Source organism: Mycobacterium sp., assembly GCF_965229265.1.
Classification (GTDB): domain Bacteria; phylum Actinomycetota; class Actinomycetes; order Mycobacteriales; family Mycobacteriaceae; genus Mycobacterium.
Window position 1 is genome coordinate 1393257 of the sequence record NZ_CBDDIY010000010.1, and the last position, 17833, is coordinate 1411089.

General features: G+C 67.6%; 19 protein-coding genes. 14 read left to right on the forward strand and 5 right to left on the reverse strand.

Annotation, left to right across the window (positions count from 1 at the left end; all coding sequences use genetic code 11):
* Genes ADBZ9K_RS08560 through ADBZ9K_RS08600 form a run of 9 tightly spaced genes read left to right on the forward strand, consistent with a single transcriptional unit; the run spans position 1 to position 9435 of the window.
* The gene (locus tag ADBZ9K_RS08560) at positions 1-864 is read left to right on the forward strand and encodes an MlaE family ABC transporter permease (protein WP_526619648.1); all 864 of its coding nucleotides are present in this window, start codon (positions 1-3) and stop codon (positions 862-864) included.
* On the forward strand, positions 864-2366 hold the full coding sequence (locus tag ADBZ9K_RS08565) for an MlaD family protein (protein ID WP_526619649.1): 1503 nt from the start codon (positions 864-866) through the stop codon (positions 2364-2366). Before ADBZ9K_RS08560 ends, ADBZ9K_RS08565 begins: the two co-directional genes overlap by 1 nt.
* The gene (locus tag ADBZ9K_RS08570; protein WP_526619650.1) at positions 2363-3418 is read left to right on the forward strand and encodes an MlaD family protein; all 1056 of its coding nucleotides are present in this window, start codon (positions 2363-2365) and stop codon (positions 3416-3418) included. Before ADBZ9K_RS08565 ends, ADBZ9K_RS08570 begins: the two co-directional genes overlap by 4 nt.
* Positions 3411-4454, forward strand: coding sequence for an MCE family protein (locus ADBZ9K_RS08575; RefSeq protein WP_526619651.1), 1044 nt, complete (start codon positions 3411-3413; stop codon positions 4452-4454). The genes ADBZ9K_RS08570 and ADBZ9K_RS08575 overlap by 8 nt, the downstream gene beginning before the upstream one ends.
* Positions 4451-5575, forward strand: a complete 1125-nt coding sequence (locus tag ADBZ9K_RS08580) for an MCE family protein (protein WP_526619652.1) — start codon at positions 4451-4453, stop codon at positions 5573-5575. The genes ADBZ9K_RS08575 and ADBZ9K_RS08580 overlap by 4 nt, the downstream gene beginning before the upstream one ends.
* Positions 5575-6792, forward strand: a complete 1218-nt coding sequence (locus tag ADBZ9K_RS08585; RefSeq protein ID WP_526619653.1) for an MlaD family protein — start codon at positions 5575-5577, stop codon at positions 6790-6792. Before ADBZ9K_RS08580 ends, ADBZ9K_RS08585 begins: the two co-directional genes overlap by 1 nt.
* Complete coding sequence (locus ADBZ9K_RS08590; protein WP_526619654.1) at positions 6789-8039, forward strand: MlaD family protein; 1251 nt, start codon at positions 6789-6791, stop codon at positions 8037-8039. Before ADBZ9K_RS08585 ends, ADBZ9K_RS08590 begins: the two co-directional genes overlap by 4 nt.
* Positions 8040-8059: 20 nt before the next feature.
* On the forward strand, positions 8060-8653 hold the full coding sequence (locus ADBZ9K_RS08595; protein WP_526619655.1) for an Rv1363c family protein: 594 nt from the start codon (positions 8060-8062) through the stop codon (positions 8651-8653).
* A gap of 17 nt (positions 8654-8670) precedes the next feature.
* Positions 8671-9435, forward strand: a complete 765-nt coding sequence (locus ADBZ9K_RS08600; RefSeq protein ID WP_526619656.1) for a mannan-binding protein — start codon at positions 8671-8673, stop codon at positions 9433-9435.
* 8 nt (positions 9436-9443) lie between these two features.
* Here the strand turns inward: ADBZ9K_RS08600 and ADBZ9K_RS08605 are convergent, their stop codons facing one another.
* Positions 9444-9710 carry a hypothetical protein gene (locus ADBZ9K_RS08605; RefSeq protein ID WP_526619657.1) on the reverse strand — a complete coding sequence of 89 codons (267 nt, stop codon included), beginning with the start codon at positions 9708-9710 and terminating at the stop codon, positions 9444-9446.
* Positions 9711-9836: 126 nt separating this feature from the next.
* Here ADBZ9K_RS08605 and ADBZ9K_RS08610 point away from each other — a divergent pair, with 126 nt between their 5' ends.
* Positions 9837-11249, forward strand: coding sequence for an FAD-binding oxidoreductase (locus ADBZ9K_RS08610; protein ID WP_526619658.1), 1413 nt, complete (start codon positions 9837-9839; stop codon positions 11247-11249).
* Between the two features lie 232 nt (positions 11250-11481).
* Positions 11482-11643 carry a hypothetical protein gene (locus ADBZ9K_RS08615; protein ID WP_526619659.1) on the forward strand — a complete coding sequence of 54 codons (162 nt, stop codon included), beginning with the start codon at positions 11482-11484 and terminating at the stop codon, positions 11641-11643.
* Here the strand turns inward: ADBZ9K_RS08615 and ADBZ9K_RS08620 are convergent.
* Positions 11640-13376: an MFS transporter gene (locus tag ADBZ9K_RS08620; RefSeq protein WP_526619660.1), complete on the reverse strand. Its 1737-nt coding sequence runs from the start codon at positions 13374-13376 to the stop codon at positions 11640-11642. The two genes, ADBZ9K_RS08615 and ADBZ9K_RS08620, sit on opposite strands and share 4 nt — an antisense overlap.
* A 150-nt stretch (positions 13377-13526) precedes the next feature.
* Between ADBZ9K_RS08620 and ADBZ9K_RS08625 the strand changes: the two genes are divergently transcribed.
* On the forward strand, positions 13527-14984 hold the full coding sequence (locus tag ADBZ9K_RS08625; protein ID WP_526619661.1) for an MFS transporter: 1458 nt from the start codon (positions 13527-13529) through the stop codon (positions 14982-14984).
* Positions 14981-15268, forward strand: coding sequence for a hypothetical protein (locus ADBZ9K_RS08630; protein WP_526619662.1), 288 nt, complete (start codon positions 14981-14983; stop codon positions 15266-15268). The genes ADBZ9K_RS08625 and ADBZ9K_RS08630 overlap by 4 nt, the downstream gene beginning before the upstream one ends.
* On the opposite strand, the gene ADBZ9K_RS08635 is transcribed toward ADBZ9K_RS08630, so the two are convergent.
* Entirely contained in the window at positions 15219-15446 is a 228-nt protein-coding gene (locus ADBZ9K_RS08635; protein WP_526619663.1) for a DUF3618 domain-containing protein, read from the reverse strand. The two genes, ADBZ9K_RS08630 and ADBZ9K_RS08635, sit on opposite strands and share 50 nt — an antisense overlap.
* A gap of 87 nt (positions 15447-15533) precedes the next feature.
* Here ADBZ9K_RS08635 and bcp point away from each other — a divergent pair, with 87 nt between their 5' ends.
* The gene (bcp, locus tag ADBZ9K_RS08640; RefSeq protein WP_526619664.1) at positions 15534-16007 is read left to right on the forward strand and encodes a thioredoxin-dependent thiol peroxidase; all 474 of its coding nucleotides are present in this window, start codon (positions 15534-15536) and stop codon (positions 16005-16007) included.
* A gap of 70 nt (positions 16008-16077) precedes the next feature.
* On the opposite strand, the gene ADBZ9K_RS08645 is transcribed toward bcp, so the two are convergent.
* Positions 16078-17415, reverse strand: a complete 1338-nt coding sequence (locus tag ADBZ9K_RS08645; protein ID WP_526619665.1) for a dipeptidase — start codon at positions 17413-17415, stop codon at positions 16078-16080.
* A 21-nt stretch (positions 17416-17436) separates the two neighbouring features.
* The gene (gene acpS / locus ADBZ9K_RS08650) at positions 17437-17829 is read right to left on the reverse strand and encodes a holo-ACP synthase AcpS (RefSeq protein ID WP_526619666.1); all 393 of its coding nucleotides are present in this window, start codon (positions 17827-17829) and stop codon (positions 17437-17439) included.
* Positions 17830-17833 lie beyond the last annotated feature (4 nt).

Genomic DNA, 17833 nt, shown 5'->3' on the forward strand with positions numbered 1-17833 from the left:
GTGACGACCTCCACCTACCTGCCCCTGGCGCCGATCGCACAGCGCGTGGCCCGGCTGTACCGCAGGGCCACCCGACCGATCGTCAAGGTCGGGCACATGCTGGTCTTCTTCATTCGGGCGCTGGTCGCCGCGCCGATCGCCATGCGCCACTATCGCGCCGAATTCCTGCGGCTGCTGTCCAACATCACCTGGGGCAACGGTTCGCTGGTCACCGGTGGCGGGACCGCCGGGGTGGCCGTCGTCCTCGGCATCAGCGTCGGCGCGCTCGTCGGCATCGAGGGATACAACTTCCTCGACCTGCTCGGTCTGGGGCCAGCGACCGGCTTCGTCTCCTCGTTGGTCAACACCCGCGAGCTGGCGCCGTTGATGGCCTCGATGGCGTTCGCGATCCAGGGCGGCTGCCGGTTCACCGCCCAGCTGGGATCGATGCGCATCAATGAAGAGATCGACGCCATGGAGTCCCTTGCCATTCGGCCGATCCCGTTCCTGGTGACCACCCGGCTGATGGCCTCGGTGGTGGCGATCGTCCCGCTCTACGCCGCGTGCCTGGCGATCAGCTACCTGAGCACCGAACTCGTGGTGAGCCTGTCCGGCGGCGGCTCGACCGGCTCCTACCTGCACTACTTCTCGATGATGCTGGCCGGCAAGGACATCGTGTACTCGTTGCTCAAGGCCATCGTCTTCGTGTGGATTGCCTCCACGATCCAGTGCTACTACGGCTTCTATGCCAGCGGCGGCCCGGCGGGCGTGGGGGTGGCCGCCGGGCACGGTATGCGGGCCAGTATCACCGTGATCATCATGGTGAACATGCTGCTCACCATGGCGCTCTACGGCGTCGACTCGGGCGCAAGGTTCGGCGGCTGATGGCCAATTCCCTCGAGCTGGACGGGCGCGGACCCTCCGATCGACAGCTACTGGCCTGCGGCATAGCCGTTCTCGTGGTGGCGAGCCTGATAACCGCGGCGCTGCTGTACAAATCGACCGGCCGGCTCAACGAGTACGTCCACGTCGTCGCCGATCTGGTCAACGTCGGCGACGGCCTGCCGGAGAAGTCCGACGTGAAATACCACGGGCTGCTCGTCGGCACGGTCAACAACGTGGTTCCCGCCGCGTACGGACGGCCCAACTACGTCCGGATCGATCTCAAACCCGAGTATGCCGCCTCGATCCCGGCCGGGGTCAGCGCCCGGGTGGTGCCTAGCAACATCTTCGCTGTGTCCTCGGTTCAGTTGGTGGACAACGGTTCCGGGGGCCGCGACGGCATGATCCGGCCCGGCGCGCACATCCCCGAAGACACCGCGCTGCCGACCGTGCTCTTCCAGACCACCATCAGCAAGCTGCGCGACCTGCTCGCCGCGACCGGGCGCGGCCGGGAAGACAAGTCCGTCGGAATCATGGCCGCGGTCGCCACGGCCACCGACCGTCGCCGGGTCGCGCTGGTGGATGCCGGCAAGAGCCTGAACCGCCTTCTCGACCAACTCAATTCGATCGTGAGTACCGACGCCGGCCCCTCGACGCTGTCCGCACTGGTCGAAGCGACCCGCGGCCTGCAGGCTACGGCGCCCGACCTCGTCGACGCACTACACCAAGCCGTCGTACCGATGCAGACCTTCGCCGAGACGCGCGGGCAACTGACCACCCTGCTGTCCGGCCTGGATCACACTCTCGGCACCACCCACCAGGCGCTCACCAACCACGTCGACCAACTGATCCGTATCACCACCGACTTCACTCCCGTCCTGGGTGTATTGGCATTGAAGTCCCACGTCTTCCTGCCGGCCGCGGTCAAGGTGGATAACCTGGCGGACCGGTTCATGAATGAGGTGTGGATGCCGGACCGTGCGGTGGCCAACGCGCGGGTCAACATCGCATTCACCCCGTCGTACTCCTACACCCGCGCCGACTGCCCGCGGTACGGCGAACTGAAGGGGCCCAGCTGCTACACCGCGCCCCTGGTTGCGGTCCGCCCGGATCTGCCGGAAGTGCTTCTGCCGCAGAACTATCAACCACCCAAGGACCTCGCGCCGCCACCGGGAACCGTCGTCGGGGCCGACGGCAACCTGATCGCCGTCGGTCCACCGCTGATCAACCCGATCCCCAACCTGCAAGACCCCAACCCGCCGCTGCCGCCCGGGATGACCCCCTCCCCGCCGGTGCCGGGCAGCGCCGACCCCGGCAACGCCTCGATCACGCCATCGTCGTTCGGCGGTACCGTCGGGCCCGTCGGTAGCCAACAGGAACGAAACGCGTTGAGCGTCATCACCGGCGGGCCCGCAACGGCAGCCACCGAACTGCTGCTGGGCCCGGTCGCCCGCGGCACCACGGTGTCGCTGACCCACTCCCCCGACGCCGGAGGGCCGAGGTGAAATTCCGCGCGCCGCTGATCGGCCTGTCACTGTTCATGGTCGCCGCCCTGACCGTCACCTGGCTGGTCTACGTCAGCCTGCGACGGGACGTGGCCGGCAACACGTCGTCCTTCTCGGCGGTGTTCACCGACGTGTATGGCCTCCGGGAGGGCGACGACGTCCGGATGGCCGGCGTGCGCGTGGGTCGGGTCGAAAAGATCGACCTCGACGGGAAACTGGCCAGGGTGTCGTTCGTCGTCCAGGACGACCAGCCGCTGTTCGGCAACACCGTGGCCTCGGTGACCTACCAGAACATCGTCGGGCAGCGCTACCTTGGCCTGTCGCTGGGCTCGGCGGGCAGCCCCGAACGGCTGGCACCCGGGAGCGTGATCCCGCCGGAGCGCACCGAGCCGTCCTTCGACGTGACCGCGCTCCTCAACGGCTATGAGCCGCTGTTCAGCCTGCTGAACCCCCGCGACGCGGACAACCTCACCAAGGCGCTGATCCAGTCGCTCCAGGGCGACACCGCCTCGCTGGCCACCCTGATCACCCAGACCACCACGCTCACCGAGACATTCGCCGGCAAGGATCAGGCGCTGGGCGAGGTGATCACCAACCTCAACCAGGTGGTGTCCAACCTGGCAATGCAGAACGCCAACCTCGACGGCATCATCACCTCCGCCCATGACACCGTCGCCGCCCTCGACGCGCGCCGGCCGGAACTCGTTGCGGCGGCTGGGTCGATGGCGCGGGTGATGAACCGCCTCTCGGCATCGGCCAACGACGTGTACCCGTCGTTCACCCAACTCATCGAACGCCAGCCCGGCACGGTGCAGCACCTGCTCAGCGTCGAACCCCAGGTCGCGTTCTTCGCCGACAACATCCCACTGGTCTTGAAGGGACTCACCCGGATGGGCAACCAGGGTGCCTACGGCAACGGGTACGCCTGCGATGCGAACATCCTCGGATTCTTCCCCGGCCTCAACGACGTCGTGCCGATCATCGTCAACGCCGCCACCCCGGGCGGCCAGGCCCAGCACACGCCGAAGTGCAGGAACACCGGCAATGGCTGAATCAAGCTTGGGGCGCTGGCGATCCCGGCCGCTGGAGAGCTACAACAAGACCTGGCTCGGGTTCATCGCCGTTGCGGTGGTCGCGGTGGTGATCGCGGCGATGGTCATCGTCCACACCGTCGGCGTCGGGTTCCGGCACTACACCGCCGAATTCCTGCAGGCGGCCGCGCTGCGGGTCGGCAACCCGATCACCGTCGCCGGCATACCGGTCGGCACCATCAGCAGCATGAAGCTGGCCGGTGACCACGTCGAGGCAGGCTTGAAGATCCGCGAGGACATTGCGCTGGGCGACGATTCCAGGGCCGTCATCAAGGTGGCCACCATCCTCGGCTCGCGGTACCTCGCGCTGGAGCCCGCCGGTGACGGCTCCCTTCCCCACAGCACCTTCGACCTGGCGCACACCGAAGTTCCCTACGACTTGCAGGCCGCCTTGAAGGACGCCACCACCACCTTCGAGCAGGTGGACTCCGACCGGTTCGCCCAGTCACTGAGCCTGCTGGGCAAGCAACTCGAAGGCATGCCCGCCGTGGTGCCGCAGGCAATGGCCAACATCGACACGCTGTCCTCGATCATCGCGCAGCGCCGCGACCAGCTCGGCCAGCTCCTGCGCAGCACCGAGCAGGTCACCAACACGCTGCGCAGCCAGCAGGCCAACCTCGGCACCCTGGTCAACCAGGGGCAGGACCTGCTGGGCCAATTCGTCGCGCGCCGTGTGGTTTTCCACGCGATGATGCAATCGCTGACCAGTCTCGTCGAGATCCTGGACAAGATCGTCGTCACCGACCGGCCCCAGGTGGACGCTCTGGTCCGGGACACCCGCGAGCTCACCAACCTCATCGCCGAGCACGACGACCTGTTGCGCAACATCCTGCAGGTCAGTCCCGTCATGCTGCGCCAGATCGCCAATATGAGCGGCGACGGCAACGCCGTGAACTTCACCGCATCCGGTGGCGCCCTCGTCGATTCGTGGATGTGCGCGATCAGCGGCCGCGCACAGCAGTTCGGCATGATCCCGTATTTCAAGGACTGCAAGTGAGCGCCAGGGCGAGAACCGGAATCCGAATCGCCGCCATCGCCGCGGCCGTGCTGACCGTGCTCGCCGCGGTCGGCATCGGATGGTGGTATTGGGGTGCCAAGCCAGAGCCGATCACCGTTACCGCCCAATTCGACAGCGCCTCAGGCTTGTACGAGGGCAATGTGGTGGCGGTGCTGGGCATGCCGGTCGGCACCATCACCAAGATCACCCCGCGCGGTGGCTATGTCGAGGTGGAATTCACCGTCGACCGCGACGTCAAGATCCCCGTGGACGTCCAGGCCGTCACGGTGTCCACGTCGATTCTGACCGACCGCCAGATCGAGCTCACCCCGCCCTACCGGGACGGGCCGACCCTGCGCAACCACGACACCATCGGTTTGACCCGCACCAGGACACCGGTCGAATTCAGCCGGGTGCTCGGCGTTTTGGACCGGGTGACCAAATCGCTGGGCGGTGACGGCCAGGGCGGCGGTCCGCTGGCCGACGTGATCAACAGCGGCGCGGCGGCCGTCGACGGCAACGGCGCACAGATCAAGCACGCGCTCGACCAGCTGTCCACCGCGCTGAGGTTGAGCAGCGACGGCGGCGCCCAGACCCGCGAGCAGATCACCAGCATCGTCGGCAACGTCAGCTCGCTATTCGCGGCTGCCGCCGCCAACGACGCCAAGCTGCGGGAGTTCGCGTCGACCCTGCACCTGGCCAGCCAGATCCTGGCCGACGAGGACATCGGCACCGGTAGCACCGGAAAGAAACTCGACCAACTGGCCCAGCAGGCCGCCGACCTCATGGACACCCACCGCGACTCCATCAAACAAGCCCTGCGCAACGGCAACACGCTGGCCAAGACCGCCACCGACAACCAACGCGAGATGGCCGAATTGCTTGACCTGGCACCGATGGTCGCCGACAACATCTACAACAGCATCGACCAGGCCAACGGCGCCGTGCGCGGCCACGCGCTCGTCGACAAGATTGTCTTCGACAGCCAGTGGACCAAGGAGGTCTGCAACCTGATGGGCCTGCGGCAGCTGGGTTGCAGCACCGGAACCTTGCAGGACTTCGGGCCCGATTTCGGGCTGACCTACGTGCTGGACGGCATGGCTGCGATGGGACAGAAGTGATGGCCACCCGGGGCCGAGCCGCGCTCGCCGTTGTCCTGGCCACCGCCGTCGTCAGTTCGGGATGCGCCACGAACGGGCTGGCCAGCGTTCCCCTTCCGGCCCCCGGGCTGGATTCGGCGGGGTATCGGCTGACCGCGGTGTTCGGCAACGCGCTGAACCTGCCGGCCAAGGCCAAGGTAAAACTGGCCGGTGCCGACGTCGGCCAGGTCGAGTCGATGGTCGCCCGCAACTACACCGCCGTGACCACGCTGCGGATCAGCACCGGAGTGCAGCTGCCGGTGGGCAGTACCGCCGAATTGCGGACGGCGACACCGCTGGGCGACGTCTTCGTCGCCCTGCAGCCGCCGCCGGCACCCGGGCCGAACACACCCCTGTTGCGCGACGGCGACACCATCGGGCTGGACTCGACGGCGTCGGCGGCGACGGTCGAGTCGATGCTGAGCTCGGCGGCAGTGCTGGTGAACGGCGGATCGATCCGCAACTTCACCAACATCATCAACGGTTTCGGCCGGGCGACCGGTGACCGGGGCCAGGCACTGGCAGACCTGATCCGCAAGTCGAATCAGCTACTGGGCACGCTGGATTCGCGGTCCGGGCAGATGTCAACCGCGATGACCGAAATATCGCGCCTGGCCGACCAGCTCAACGCCAAGGAACAGAGCATCACCGAGGTGATGGCCGCCGCAGGCCCCGCCACCGACGCCCTGGCCGCCAACACCGCCCAACTGTCCGATTTGGCCGTGCAAGCCGGTGACACCGCGGCGCTGCTGGCCAGGTTCCCGTCGATCGGGGGCACCGACACCAGCGGGCGCAGCATGATCGCCGACCTGAACACCGTCGCCGGAGCCTTCAACGACGTTGCGGTGAGCCCGGATACCAGCTGGCTGGCACTGAACCGGATGCTGCCGCCGCTGATCAAGGCGACGTCCGGCTTCGCCGTCGCCGGCAGCGGCAGCCTCGACCGACTGGTGCTCGGATCGATACCCGATATCGGCTTCCCCGGCGACAGCGGCCTGCACGGACCCCATCGCTACAACTGGAATCAGTTCGCCGGCTCCTTGAAGTACACGCTGTGGCGTCTGCAGGAACGGGTGGTGGGCCGCGGGCCGAATTCACCTCAGGTTCCGGTGATTCCGGATCCTGACATCCCCGGGGCGATCACGACCGCCCCGCCCCCCGCCGCGACGGACCCGCTAGCACCGGCGCCGCCGCCATGATCGACACGATCGCCAACGCCGTCGTCCGGGTGGTGCGGGCGGCCCACCAGCGTCAGACCTGGTTATCGGTCGCCGGGCTGGGCCTGACCCTGATCCTGGCGACCGCGTACCTGCTGGCCGGAGCGTTGCGGGTGACGCCGTTCGCGTCGTCGTACCGGGTCACCGTGCAGCTGCCGGATTCCGGTGGGCTGCTTCCCCATCAAGACGTCGCGCTGCGCGGGGTCCGCATCGGCCAGGTGCAGTCACTGCAGATCACCGGTGGCGGGGTGAACGCCGTCGCCGACATCACCTCGACGGTGAAGATTCCGGCGTCCAGCGTCGTGCACGTCTCGGCGCTGTCCGCCGGCGGTGAGCAGACCCTCAACTTCGAAGCCGACTCCGACGACGGGCCCTACCTACACGGCGGCAGCACCGTCGGGCCGGACCGGACGACCGTCCCGTTGAGCATGGCGCAGTTCCTCTCCGACGCCGACGGCATGCTGGCGCAGGTCGATCCCCGCAAGATGGCGGTCATCAAACGGGAGCTGAGCCTGTCCGATCAGGGCCCGCGCAAGCTGGCCGCCATCGTCGACGGCGGCACATTCCTGCTCTCCACCCTGGACTCGGTGCTGCCCGAGACCACCAGCCTGATCAAGACCAGCCGGGTGGTGCTGGACCTGGCCGCCGACAAGAACGCCGGCCTGACCGCGATGACCAGCGAGCTGGATCAGACGCTGACCGGCGTGGCCGGGATGCGGGACGGCTACCGCCGCCTGATCAACCGGGCACCGCAGACCCTGTCGGCCGTCGACACCCTCTTCGCCGACAATTCCGAGACGATGGTGCAACTACTGGGCAGCACCGTCACCAGTGCGCAGCTTCTCTACCTGCGGGTGCCGGCGCTCAACGCGCTCTTCCCCGACTACCGCGGATCGCTGCTGGACGCCCTGAACAGCACCATCCACGACAACGGCATCTGGGCCACGGCCGATTTCTACCCCCGCTACGCCTGCGACTACGGCACACCGGCTTCTCCACCGTCGGCCGCCGATTATCCCGAGCCCTTCATGTACACCTACTGCCGCGACGACGATCCCGCGGTCGGGATACGCGGCGCCAAGAACGCACCACGACCAGCCGGTGACGACACCGCCGGTCCGCCGCCCGGGGCGGACCTGGGGCGCCGCACCGATCCGACACCACCGGGCCGCTACACCATTCCCACCCCCTACGGCGGGCCCGTCCTTCCGATAGAACCGCCGCACTGAGACCCGCAGCCAAGGAGACGATGGTGGCTACCACGACCGAGAACGACCTCGATACCGAGGACGACCAGACCGACGTCGCAACCAAAGACGCCGACGAGCAGGATGCCGAGGATGGGCCCGGCAAGGCCCGCCGGCCGTGGGGCCGGTATCTGCGCCGCAGTGTGCTTCCGGTGTTATTGGTTGTCTCGCTTGCGGTTTCCGGCTTTCTGGGCTGGCGGCAGTGGCAGGAGCACCAAGTCGAGCAGGCCGGTCAACAAGCCCTGCAGGCCGCCCTGGCCTACGCCCAGGTGTTGACGAGCATCGATTCGACCAACGTCGACCAGAACTTCCGCGAGGTGCTCGACGGCGCCACCGGGGAGTTCAAGGACATGTACACCCAATCCAGCGTGCAGCTTCGGCAGCTGTTGATCGACAACAAGGCGACCGCACACGGCGTGGTGGTGGATTCGGCGATTCAGTCCGAGTCCACGAACAAGGTTGTGGTGCTGGTCTTCATCGATCAGACCGTCACCAACGCGGCGGTGCCCGATCCGCGCATCGACCGCAGCAGAATCAAGATCACCATGGAGAAGGTCGACGGTCGCTGGCTGGCCAGCAAAGTGCAGCTGCTCTGAGCCGGGTCGCGGTGTCGATGCTGATCAGACTCGCGGCGACGGTGGTGCTGCTGGGTGCCACGGTGGTCTCCGGTGCGGCCCCCGCGTGGGCGTCCGCCGCATCCTTCTGCGGCGAGCTGGGCGGTGACTGGGACGGCCAGTACTGCCACACCGCGGTGACCTCCGAACGAAATGCCGTCCGCGACATCAAGGTTGCGGTGCCCGGCGAACTCGTCGACGACCCGGCGACAGGCCCGGTGGTGCGCGACTATCTGCGCACCCTGGTGACCAACTGGACAACCGTGGGCGCGCACATGGTGGCCGACAGCTTCGGCGAGGAGAACTACCAGATCTACCGCCACGGCACCCTGCTCAGCGTGGTCTTCCACGAGGACTATCACGCCGACGGACCCCAGCCCAACAACGCCTATCGCACCTTCACCTTCGACACGGCCAGTGGGCGGCGACTGCGGCTCTCCGACGTGGTCTCCGATCCCCACACCACGATTCCGTCGCTGGGGCGGCCCTATATCGAAGCCGCGCTCGATCAGGCACCCCCGGCGCACACCCCCGGAAGTTATCCGTTCGTCGCCGGTCGCTGGACTCCGGACAAGGTGTACTCCGGTGGCTACAAGGCGTGGGCCATCACCCCCGACGAACTGATCCTCTATCTGCCGGACTATCCGGTGGGCCACGACGAGCCAATCGATTTCGCGCCCGGGACCATGCAGTGGTTCATGGACGGCGGCACCGTCCAAGCCCACATCCCGCTGTCGGCGCTGGCCGCGGCGCTGCGCGTCTAGCCCGGCGCTTACTTCGGGTGGGGCACCGGCGTCTGGGATGCGACCCGCACGTCGACGCTGAAATACGAGATGGTCGGGGACTCAGCGATGATGAGTTCCTTCAGCTTGGCGAAGACCTTGTCGAGAGCCTCCAGCGCGGGAGTCTCCCCCGGCACGATCGACACGCCGACATCGAACCAGTGGCTGCCGTAGCGGCTGAGCCCATGGGCGAAGCCGGGTAGATCGGTGTGCTCCTCGGGATCCCACGAAACGACTTCGACCGCCTCATCACTCATGGCTTCATCATGGCCAGCCGGCTCGGTTGGGGTAAGGGACTTTCGGCCTCGAAGCGGGTGAGCCGGGCCGCCGATCCCTCGCCCGGGCGGTACTACGCTGCCGTCTAAAGGAAAAGGAGGCTGGCCATGGCCGAGCTGGCGGCACGCTTGTCGGGGATCGTGGGGCAGACCCATCTGCTGGCCGGTGAGGCGATCTCCGAGGACTACAGCCACGACGAGGCGCTGACGATCCCGCCGCAGCGCCCGGCCTACCTTGCCAAGCCGGCCACCGCCGACGAGGTCGCCGCGCTGCTGACCGTGGCCACCGAGGAGGGCCTGCCCGTCACCGCGCGCGGATCGGGTTGCGGGCTGTCTGGTGCGGCCCAGCCGGTGGCCGGCGGCCTGCTGATCTCGTTCGAGCGGATGAACGCGGTCCTGGAGATCGACGCCGACAACCACGTCGCGGTGGTCCAGCCCGGTGTCACCCTGACCGAGCTGGACGCCAGGACCGCCGAGGCCGGGTTGAGCTATACCGTGTACCCGGGTGAGCTGTCCTCCAGCGTCGGCGGCAACGTCGGCACCAATGCCGGCGGCATGCGTGCGGTGAAATACGGGGTCACCCGCCACAACGTGCTCGGGTTACAGGCCGTGCTACCCACCGGGGAGATCATCCGGACCGGCGGCAAGATGTCGAAGATCTCCACGGGCTACGACCTGACCCAGCTGATCATCGGCTCGGAAGGCACCTTGGCCCTGGTCACCGAAGTGACCGTGAAACTGGTGCCCCGGCTGGCGCACGGCGCCACCGTGCTGGCCCCCTTCGGCGATTTCGACGAGGTGATGGCCGCGGTGCCCAAGATCATCTCCAGCGGGCTCAACCCGACCATCGTGGAGTACATCGACAACGTGGTGATGGCCGCGATCGTCAACGCCGAGAACTTGGAGCTGGGCATCCCCGAGCAGATCCGTGAATCGTGCCAGGCCTACCTTGTGGTGGCCCTGGAGAACAACCACGCCGACCGGCTCGCGGAGGACGCCGAGACGCTGGGCGGGCTGCTCAGCGACTGGGGTGCACTCGATGCCTATGTGCTGCAAGGTAACTCGGCGCGCCGGCTGATCGAGGCCAGGGAGAACGTGTTCTGGACCGCTAAGGCGATGGGTGTCGACGAGATCGTCGACGTCGTGGTGCCGAGGGCCTTGATGCCGGAGTTCCTGCGCCGCGCCCGCGATATCGCACTGGCCGAGGGCGCCGGGATGAGCGGTTGTGGCCACGCCGGCGACGGCAACGTCCACGGCGTGCTGTTCTGCAAGGATCCCCAGCTGCGTACGAAGCTGCTCACCGAGATCTTCGCCCTGGGCATGTCGCTGGGAGGTGCGATCTCCGGCGAACACGGTGTCGGGCGGGCCAAGGCACCTTACTTCTGTGAACTGGAAGACCCGGCCAAGCTGGCGCTGATGCGGCGCATCAAAGCCAGCTTCGACCCGGCGGGCATCCTGAACCCCGGGGTGGTGTTCACCCAGGCGCCAGCAGGCGACGTTGCCGGGGCCCCGTTCGGCTGACCTCGGCATCCGCCGTGATCTTCGTCGCTGTCAATATTGCTGGCAACCGTCGAAACCGGAAGAACATGCAGATGAGCCCACCTAGGGAGATAACCGACGGATGGTCGAAATTTGGTGGCGGCCCCATTGCGCTGCACTGATGTCAGCCCCGGTGTTATAGTCGGCGTTAGCTGAACTGACCAAGCAGCCACCCCGGACAGCATGTCCAGTGATGTAGTGAGGACTTAGCCACATGGTGCCGGACAACTCCGTCGAACACCGCGATTCCGAGGTAGCTCGGCCGCCTGCGGCGCAGATGGCGCCCGTGCAGGTGAGCAACTGCAGCCGGCTGGGCCTGGTGGCCAATCCCCCGGGCCTGCGGCGATCCCTCAGCGACTGGCTGCGCCGGCGCTAGACGCTCTCGGCGCTTCGCCCCGGGTTGACCCACGAGGCGGCCGCGCCGATCACCATCATGACCGCGGCGACGACGAAGACCACCGACAGGCCGGCGTGGAAGGGTCCCGAAATCAAGTGCGGGAAGAAGTCCTTGCCGGTCAGGACCGCCGCGTTGACGCCCGGCTGCTGCACTGTGGGGCCCATGAGTTCGGCGATCGGGTTATAGCCGAGGAATGCCGCGAACAGGCTGCCCACCGGCGGCAGCTCGGCGATGCGGTGCGCGTCGGCGACCGGGACGCCCTGCTGGGTCAGCCCCGCCCCGAGCGTCGCCGGCAGAGTCGCGGCCAGCCCGGCGATCATCAGTGAGAAGAAGATCCCGATCGACAACGACATGCCCGCGTTGGTGAACGTGGCCCGAATGCCCGAAGCTGCGCCCCGCTCGGCCGTCGGAACGCTGGACATGACCGCCGCCGAGTTCGGCGAGGTGAAGATGCCGCCGCCCACACCGTTGAGGAAGATCAACAGCGCGAACACCCAGAAGCTGAAATTCACCGGAATCAGTACCAGCGCAACGAAAGTCAGCGCCATCAGCACCATGCCGCCGATCGCGAAGGGCCGTGACCCGAACCGGTCCGACAGGGCACCCGACAGCGGACCCGCCAGTAGGAAGCCAAGGGTCATCGGCAGCAGGTAGATGCCCGACCACAGCGGGGTGGATTCAAAGCTGTAGCCGTGCAAGGGCAGCCAGATGCCCTGCAACCAGATGATGAGCATGAACTGCAGGCCCCCGCGACCGAGGGCGGCCATCAACCCGGCGAGGTTCCCCAACGCGAACGGTTTCGACAGGAACAGCCGGATGTCGAGCATCGGCGCGCGCACGCGAAGCTCGATCAGGCACAACACGAGCAGCATCAGCACACCGGAACCGATCGCGCCCAGCACCCACGGGTTGCTCCAGCCGGTGGGGTGCCCCCCGTAGGGCTGGATGCCGTAGGTGATGGCCGCCAGCAGCACGGTGAAGCCGACCGCGAACAGGACGGTGCCCGCCCAGTCCAGCCGCGCCGGTGTACGCACCCCCACCTCGACCAAAGACCGCACGCTCCAGATGGTTCCGGCCAAGCCGAGCGGCACCCCGACCCAGAAGACCGCCCGCCAATCCCATTCGGACAACAGCCCGCCGATCAACAATCCGAGGAACTGCCCGGCAATGGCCGCCACCTGGTTGACGCCGAGGGCCATACCGCGCTGACGGCTGGGAAACGCGTCGGTGAGGATCGCCGCCGAACACGCCATCAGCATCGCCCCGCCGACACCCTGAACCACCCGCCAGCCGATCAGCCAGACCGCTCCGCCACCGAGGTGGAACGGGTCGAAGGACAGGGCGATCGCCGCGACGGTGAACACGACGAAGCCAAGCGTGTAGATGCGCACCCGGCCAAAGATGTCGCCCAGCCGGCCCAGTGGGACAACCAGCACCGCCGTGGCCACCAGGTAGCCCATGAGCATCCACAGCAGGTAGCTCACGTTCCCGGGCGCCAACGGGTTGAGGCCGATACCGCGGAAGATCGCCGGCAGGGAGACCAGCACGATGGAGGAATTGATCGAGGCCAGCAGCGCACCCAAGGTCGTGTTGGACAGCGCGACCCATTTGTACTGGTGGTCCATCCGCTTGCGGCGCAGCGCGGTCTCGGCCACCGCCTGCTGGGGGGATTCCACGACCGGCGAACCGGTCACCGTTGCATCTGTGGTCATCGCCTGTCCTCTCGCCCAGGTGCAGGGATAGCCAAAACATTCATTAACTATGTAAATGAGTTATGTGGTGTGCGCCACTCTGAGGCGCTTAACGCCGTTTCGGCCGGGGTACCCGGACTTGCCGGAGCAGTGAGTCGCAAGGGGCCGACGATGACCACGGGTGCTGAAACCAGGACGATCACCACCGCCGTGCCTGCGCGGCTCGACCGTTTGCCGTGGTCTCGATTCCACTGGCGGGTGGTCGTCGGGCTGGGCGCCGCGTGGGTGCTCGACGGCCTCGAAGTCACGATGGTCGGCAACGTCTCCGCGCGGCTGACCGACCCAGGCAGCGGGCTGGACATCACCGCCGGCCAGATCGGCCTCGCGGCGGCCATCTACGTCGTCGGCGCATGCCTAGGCGCACTGGTCTTCGGCCAACTCACCGACCGGTTCGGCCGCAAGCGGCTCTTCATGCTGACCCTGGCGCTCTACCTGGCCGCAACCGTCGCCACCGCCTTCTCATTCGCGCCGTGGTACTTCTTCCTCACCCGCTTCCTCACCGGCGCCGGCATCGGCGGCGAGTACGCAGCGGTGAATTCGGCTGTGGACGAACTCATTCCGGCCCGCAACCGCGGCCGGGTCGACCTGGTGGTCAACGGGTCGTACTGGCTGGGCGCGGCCCTGGGTGCGGCGGGCTCGCTGGTCCTGCTCAACGAATCCTGGCTGCCGCTGGACATCGGCTGGCGGCTGGCCTTCGGCATCGGCGCGATCTTCGGTGTGGTGGTGCTGCTGGTGCGGCGCAACGTTCCGGAAAGCCCGCGCTGGCTGTTCATCCACGGCCGCGAGGACGAGGCCGAACGCATCGTCGACGGGATCGAGCGCGACGTCACCGCCCGGACCGGTGCCGAACTGGCCGAACCGGACCGCGAACTGACCATCCACCAGCGCCACACGATCGGGTTCCGCGAGATCGCCCACGTGGCGTTCACCCGCTACCCCAAGCGCGCCGTGCTCGGGCTGGCGCTGTTCATCGGGCAGGCGTTTCTCTACAACGCGGTCACGTTCAACCTCGGCACCCTGCTCAACGGCTTCTACGGCGTGGCCTCCGGGGTCGTGCCGGTGTTCTTCATCATCTGGGCGGCCGGCAATTTCGCCGGCCCGGTGCTGATGGGCCGGCTGTTCGACACCGTCGGGCGTAAACCGATGATCACGCTGTCCTACCTGGGGTCGGCGGTGATCACCGTGGTGCTGACGGTGGTGTTCGTCGCCGAGACCGGCGGGCTGTGGCTGTTCATGGCGGTGCTGGTGGTCTGCTTCTTCCTGGCGTCGGCCGGTGCGAGCGCGGCCTACCTCACCGTCAGCGAGATCTTCCCGATGGAGACCCGCGCGATGGCGATCGCGTTCTTCTATGCGGTCGGTACCGCGATCGGCGGTGTCACCGGGCCGCTATTGTTCGGGCAACTGATCGAGTCCGGTGAGCGCAGCCTGGTCGCCGTGGCATTCCTGACCGGGGCCGCCGTGATGGCCATCGGTGGTCTGGTGGAACTGGTGTGGGGCGTCAAGGCCGAGGGCCGCCAGCTCGAGGACATCGCCGCCCCGCTGACCTCCGCCGACCAGGGCAAGCGGTGAGTGCGGCCTGCCGGTTGCTGGGGCATCGGATCATCTTCGTCGCCGACGGGCCGGTGCTGCGCTGGGACTGTGAACGCGGGTGCGACACCGACGGACAGAAGACCTACCCGAGCGCCGAGGATGCCGCCCGCTACGCGGCGGCCTTCAACCGGCGCGACACCGACGATCTGGGAAAGCGGGCCCCGCTGCTCGGACTGCTGCCGCTGCGGCTGTGGCGGATGGCGCGCTCGCGCCTCAGCCGTTCCGGATCCGGCGAACCACCAGCACGACCGTCACCACGCTGACCCCGGCCAGCGCCGCGGTCACAGCGGGTTTCTTCACGAACCGCAGCAACGCAGCCTTCACGTCGTCGGCGATGCGCTGGGGATTGGCCCGTACAGCCAGTGAGTCGACCGTCAACGCCAGCCGATCACGCGCCTGGTCGATCTCGGCCTTGATGACCTCGGGATCCCGGTCCACCACTTCCGTCCTCCAAACTGCCGCCCTGCCGAACTACCCTAGAGCAACCCGGGCCAACCACGATGCACCGGTGGAGGAAGGAACCAGTAGGTGACCGACACAACACGCCTGGCCGTCGGCGACAAGGCGCCGGCGTTCAGCCTGCCCGACGCAGACGGCGAGACGGTGAAGTTGTCCGACTTCAAAGGCCGCAAGGTGATCGTGTACTTCTACCCGGCCGCGATGACGCCGGGCTGCACCAAGCAGGCCTGCGATTTCCGCGACAGCCTGGCCGAGCTGAACGGGGCCGGCATCGACGTCGTCGGCATCTCCCCCGACAAGCCCGAGAAGCTGGCCAAGTTCCGCGACCGGGACGAGCTGACGTTCCCGCTGCTGTCCGACCCGGACAAGAAGGTGCTCGGCGAGTGGGGCGCCTACGGCGAGAAGATGATGTACGGCAAGAAAGTGCAGGGCGTGATCCGCTCGACCTTCGTCGTCGACGAGAAGGGCAACATCGAGGTGGCCCAGTACAACGTGAAGGCCACCGGCCACGTCGCGAAACTGCGCCGGGACATCGCTGTGTAAATCTCCCGGGTCGCTTCGCTCCTGCCCGCCGGTGTAAATCTCCCGGGTCGCTTCGCTCCTGCCCGCCGGCCTAGATCGGAAGCTCCCCCAGCTTCTCCAGCAGCAGTGCCTCGGTGATCGCGGCGCGCTCGAGCACGCCCAGGTGCAGGCTTTCGTTGACGCTGTGCGCCTGGGTGCCCGGATCCTCCACGCCGGTAACGAGGATCGCGGCGTCGGGAAACGCCGTCGCGAACTCGGCGATGAACGGGATGGAGCCGCCCACGCCCATGTCGACGGCGTCGGTGCCCCACGCCTGACGGAACGCGGCGCGGGCGGCCTGGTAGACCGGCCCGCTGGCGTCGATGGCATAGGGCTGGCCGACGTCGCCGGGCGTCACGCTGACGTGCGCGCCCCAGGGGGCGTGCTGCTCGAGATGGCGGCGTAACGCGTCCAGGTGCGCGGCGGCGTCACCGCCCGGGGCGACCCGCATGCTGACCTTCGCGCTGGCCCGCGGGATCAGGGTGTTGGAGGCCTTGGCGATCGGCGTGGTGTCGATACCGATCACCGTGATCGCGGGTTTGGCCCACAACCGTTGCGCCACAGTGCCCGAACCAATCTCGTGAACGCCGTCGAGCACGCCGGATTCCGCCCGCACCCAGTCCGGTCCGCGGTCGACGTCGGCGGCACTGGCCTCATGCAGGCCGGCCACCGCGACGTTGCCGTCGTCGTCGTGCAGGCTGGCCAACAGCCGCACCAGCACCGCCAGCGCGTCGGGCACCACCCCGCCCCACATACCGGAATGCAGCCCGTGGTCCAGCGTTTGGGCCTCGACGACGCAGTCAGCCAGGCCCCGCAGCGACACCGTCAGGGCCGGGATCTCCGGGGTCCAGTTATCCGAGTCGGCGATCACGATCACGTCGGCGGCAAGCTTGTCGGAGTGCGCGGCCAGCAGCCGGCCCAGCGACGGCGAACCCGACTCCTCCTCGCCCTCGACGAACACCGTCACCCCCACCGGCGGGGCGCCGCCGTGGGCCCGGAACGCCGCCAGATGCGTGGCGATCCCGGCCTTGTCGTCGGCGCTGCCGCGCCCGTAGAGCCGGCCGTCGCGCTCGCTCGGCTCGAAGGGCGGCGAATCCCACTGCGCGGGATCGCCTTCGGGCTGCACATCGTGGTGGGCGTACAGCAGCACCGTCGGCGCGCCCGCCGGGGCGGGATGGCGTGCGATCACCGCGGGTGCGCCGCCCTCGCTGACGATCTCGACCTGCGCGAAACCGGCCGCGGTGAGCAGGTCGGCAACGGCGTTTGCGCTGCGCTGCACCTCGTCGCGGCGGGCCGGGTCGGCCCACACCGACGGGATGCGGACCAGGTCCTCGAGGTCGTTTCGCACCGAGGGCAGCACGGCCTGTACACGTTCGACGAGATCACTCATGGCATCGACGTTAGCCCGAAACTATGCGGTCTCCAGGATGGCCACCGCGGCGGCGGTATCGCCGTCGTGAGTCAGCGACACGTGGATCGTGACGTCGGCCAGGTGGTCGGCGATCGCCCCCGTCAGCCGCACCTTGGGCCGGCCCCACATGTCGGTGATGACCTCGATGTCGCGGTGGATGCCCTCGGGCAGCACCGGGCGCTGCGCGAAGCGAGATCCCGACCAGGCCTTGATCACCGCCTCCTTGGCGGCCCAGCGGGCCGCCAGGTGCCGCGCCGCGACCGAGCTCTTGTCGGCCGCGTCGCGGCGCTCACCGGGGGTGAACGTCTCGGCGAACACCGTTCCCGGCTGGTCGACCTGCTCGGCGAACTCCGGAATGGACACCAGATCAAGACCCACACCGACTATCGCCACGCGG

Excerpts from the sequence above, each read along its gene's own strand:
- ADBZ9K_RS08565 (WP_526619649.1), top strand. The coding sequence starts at position 864 with ATGGCCAATTCCCTCGAGCTGGACGGGCGCGGACCCTCCGATCGACAG.
- ADBZ9K_RS08575 (WP_526619651.1), top strand. The coding sequence starts at position 3,411 with ATGGCTGAATCAAGCTTGGGGCGCTGGCGATCCCGGCCGCTGGAGAGC.
- ADBZ9K_RS08585 (WP_526619653.1), top strand. The coding sequence starts at position 5,575 with ATGGCCACCCGGGGCCGAGCCGCGCTCGCCGTTGTCCTGGCCACCGCC.
- ADBZ9K_RS08590 (WP_526619654.1), top strand. The coding sequence starts at position 6,789 with ATGATCGACACGATCGCCAACGCCGTCGTCCGGGTGGTGCGGGCGGCC.
- ADBZ9K_RS08595 (WP_526619655.1), top strand. The coding sequence starts at position 8,060 with ATGGTGGCTACCACGACCGAGAACGACCTCGATACCGAGGACGACCAG.
- ADBZ9K_RS08600 (WP_526619656.1), top strand. The coding sequence starts at position 8,671 with ATGCTGATCAGACTCGCGGCGACGGTGGTGCTGCTGGGTGCCACGGTG.
- ADBZ9K_RS08605 (WP_526619657.1), bottom strand. The coding sequence starts at position 9,710 with ATGAGTGATGAGGCGGTCGAAGTCGTTTCGTGGGATCCCGAGGAGCAC.
- ADBZ9K_RS08610 (WP_526619658.1), top strand. The coding sequence starts at position 9,837 with ATGGCCGAGCTGGCGGCACGCTTGTCGGGGATCGTGGGGCAGACCCAT.
- ADBZ9K_RS08615 (WP_526619659.1), top strand. The coding sequence starts at position 11,482 with ATGGTGCCGGACAACTCCGTCGAACACCGCGATTCCGAGGTAGCTCGG.
- ADBZ9K_RS08620 (WP_526619660.1), bottom strand. The coding sequence starts at position 13,376 with ATGACCACAGATGCAACGGTGACCGGTTCGCCGGTCGTGGAATCCCCC.
- ADBZ9K_RS08625 (WP_526619661.1), top strand. The coding sequence starts at position 13,527 with ATGACCACGGGTGCTGAAACCAGGACGATCACCACCGCCGTGCCTGCG.
- ADBZ9K_RS08645 (WP_526619665.1), bottom strand. The coding sequence starts at position 17,415 with ATGAGTGATCTCGTCGAACGTGTACAGGCCGTGCTGCCCTCGGTGCGA.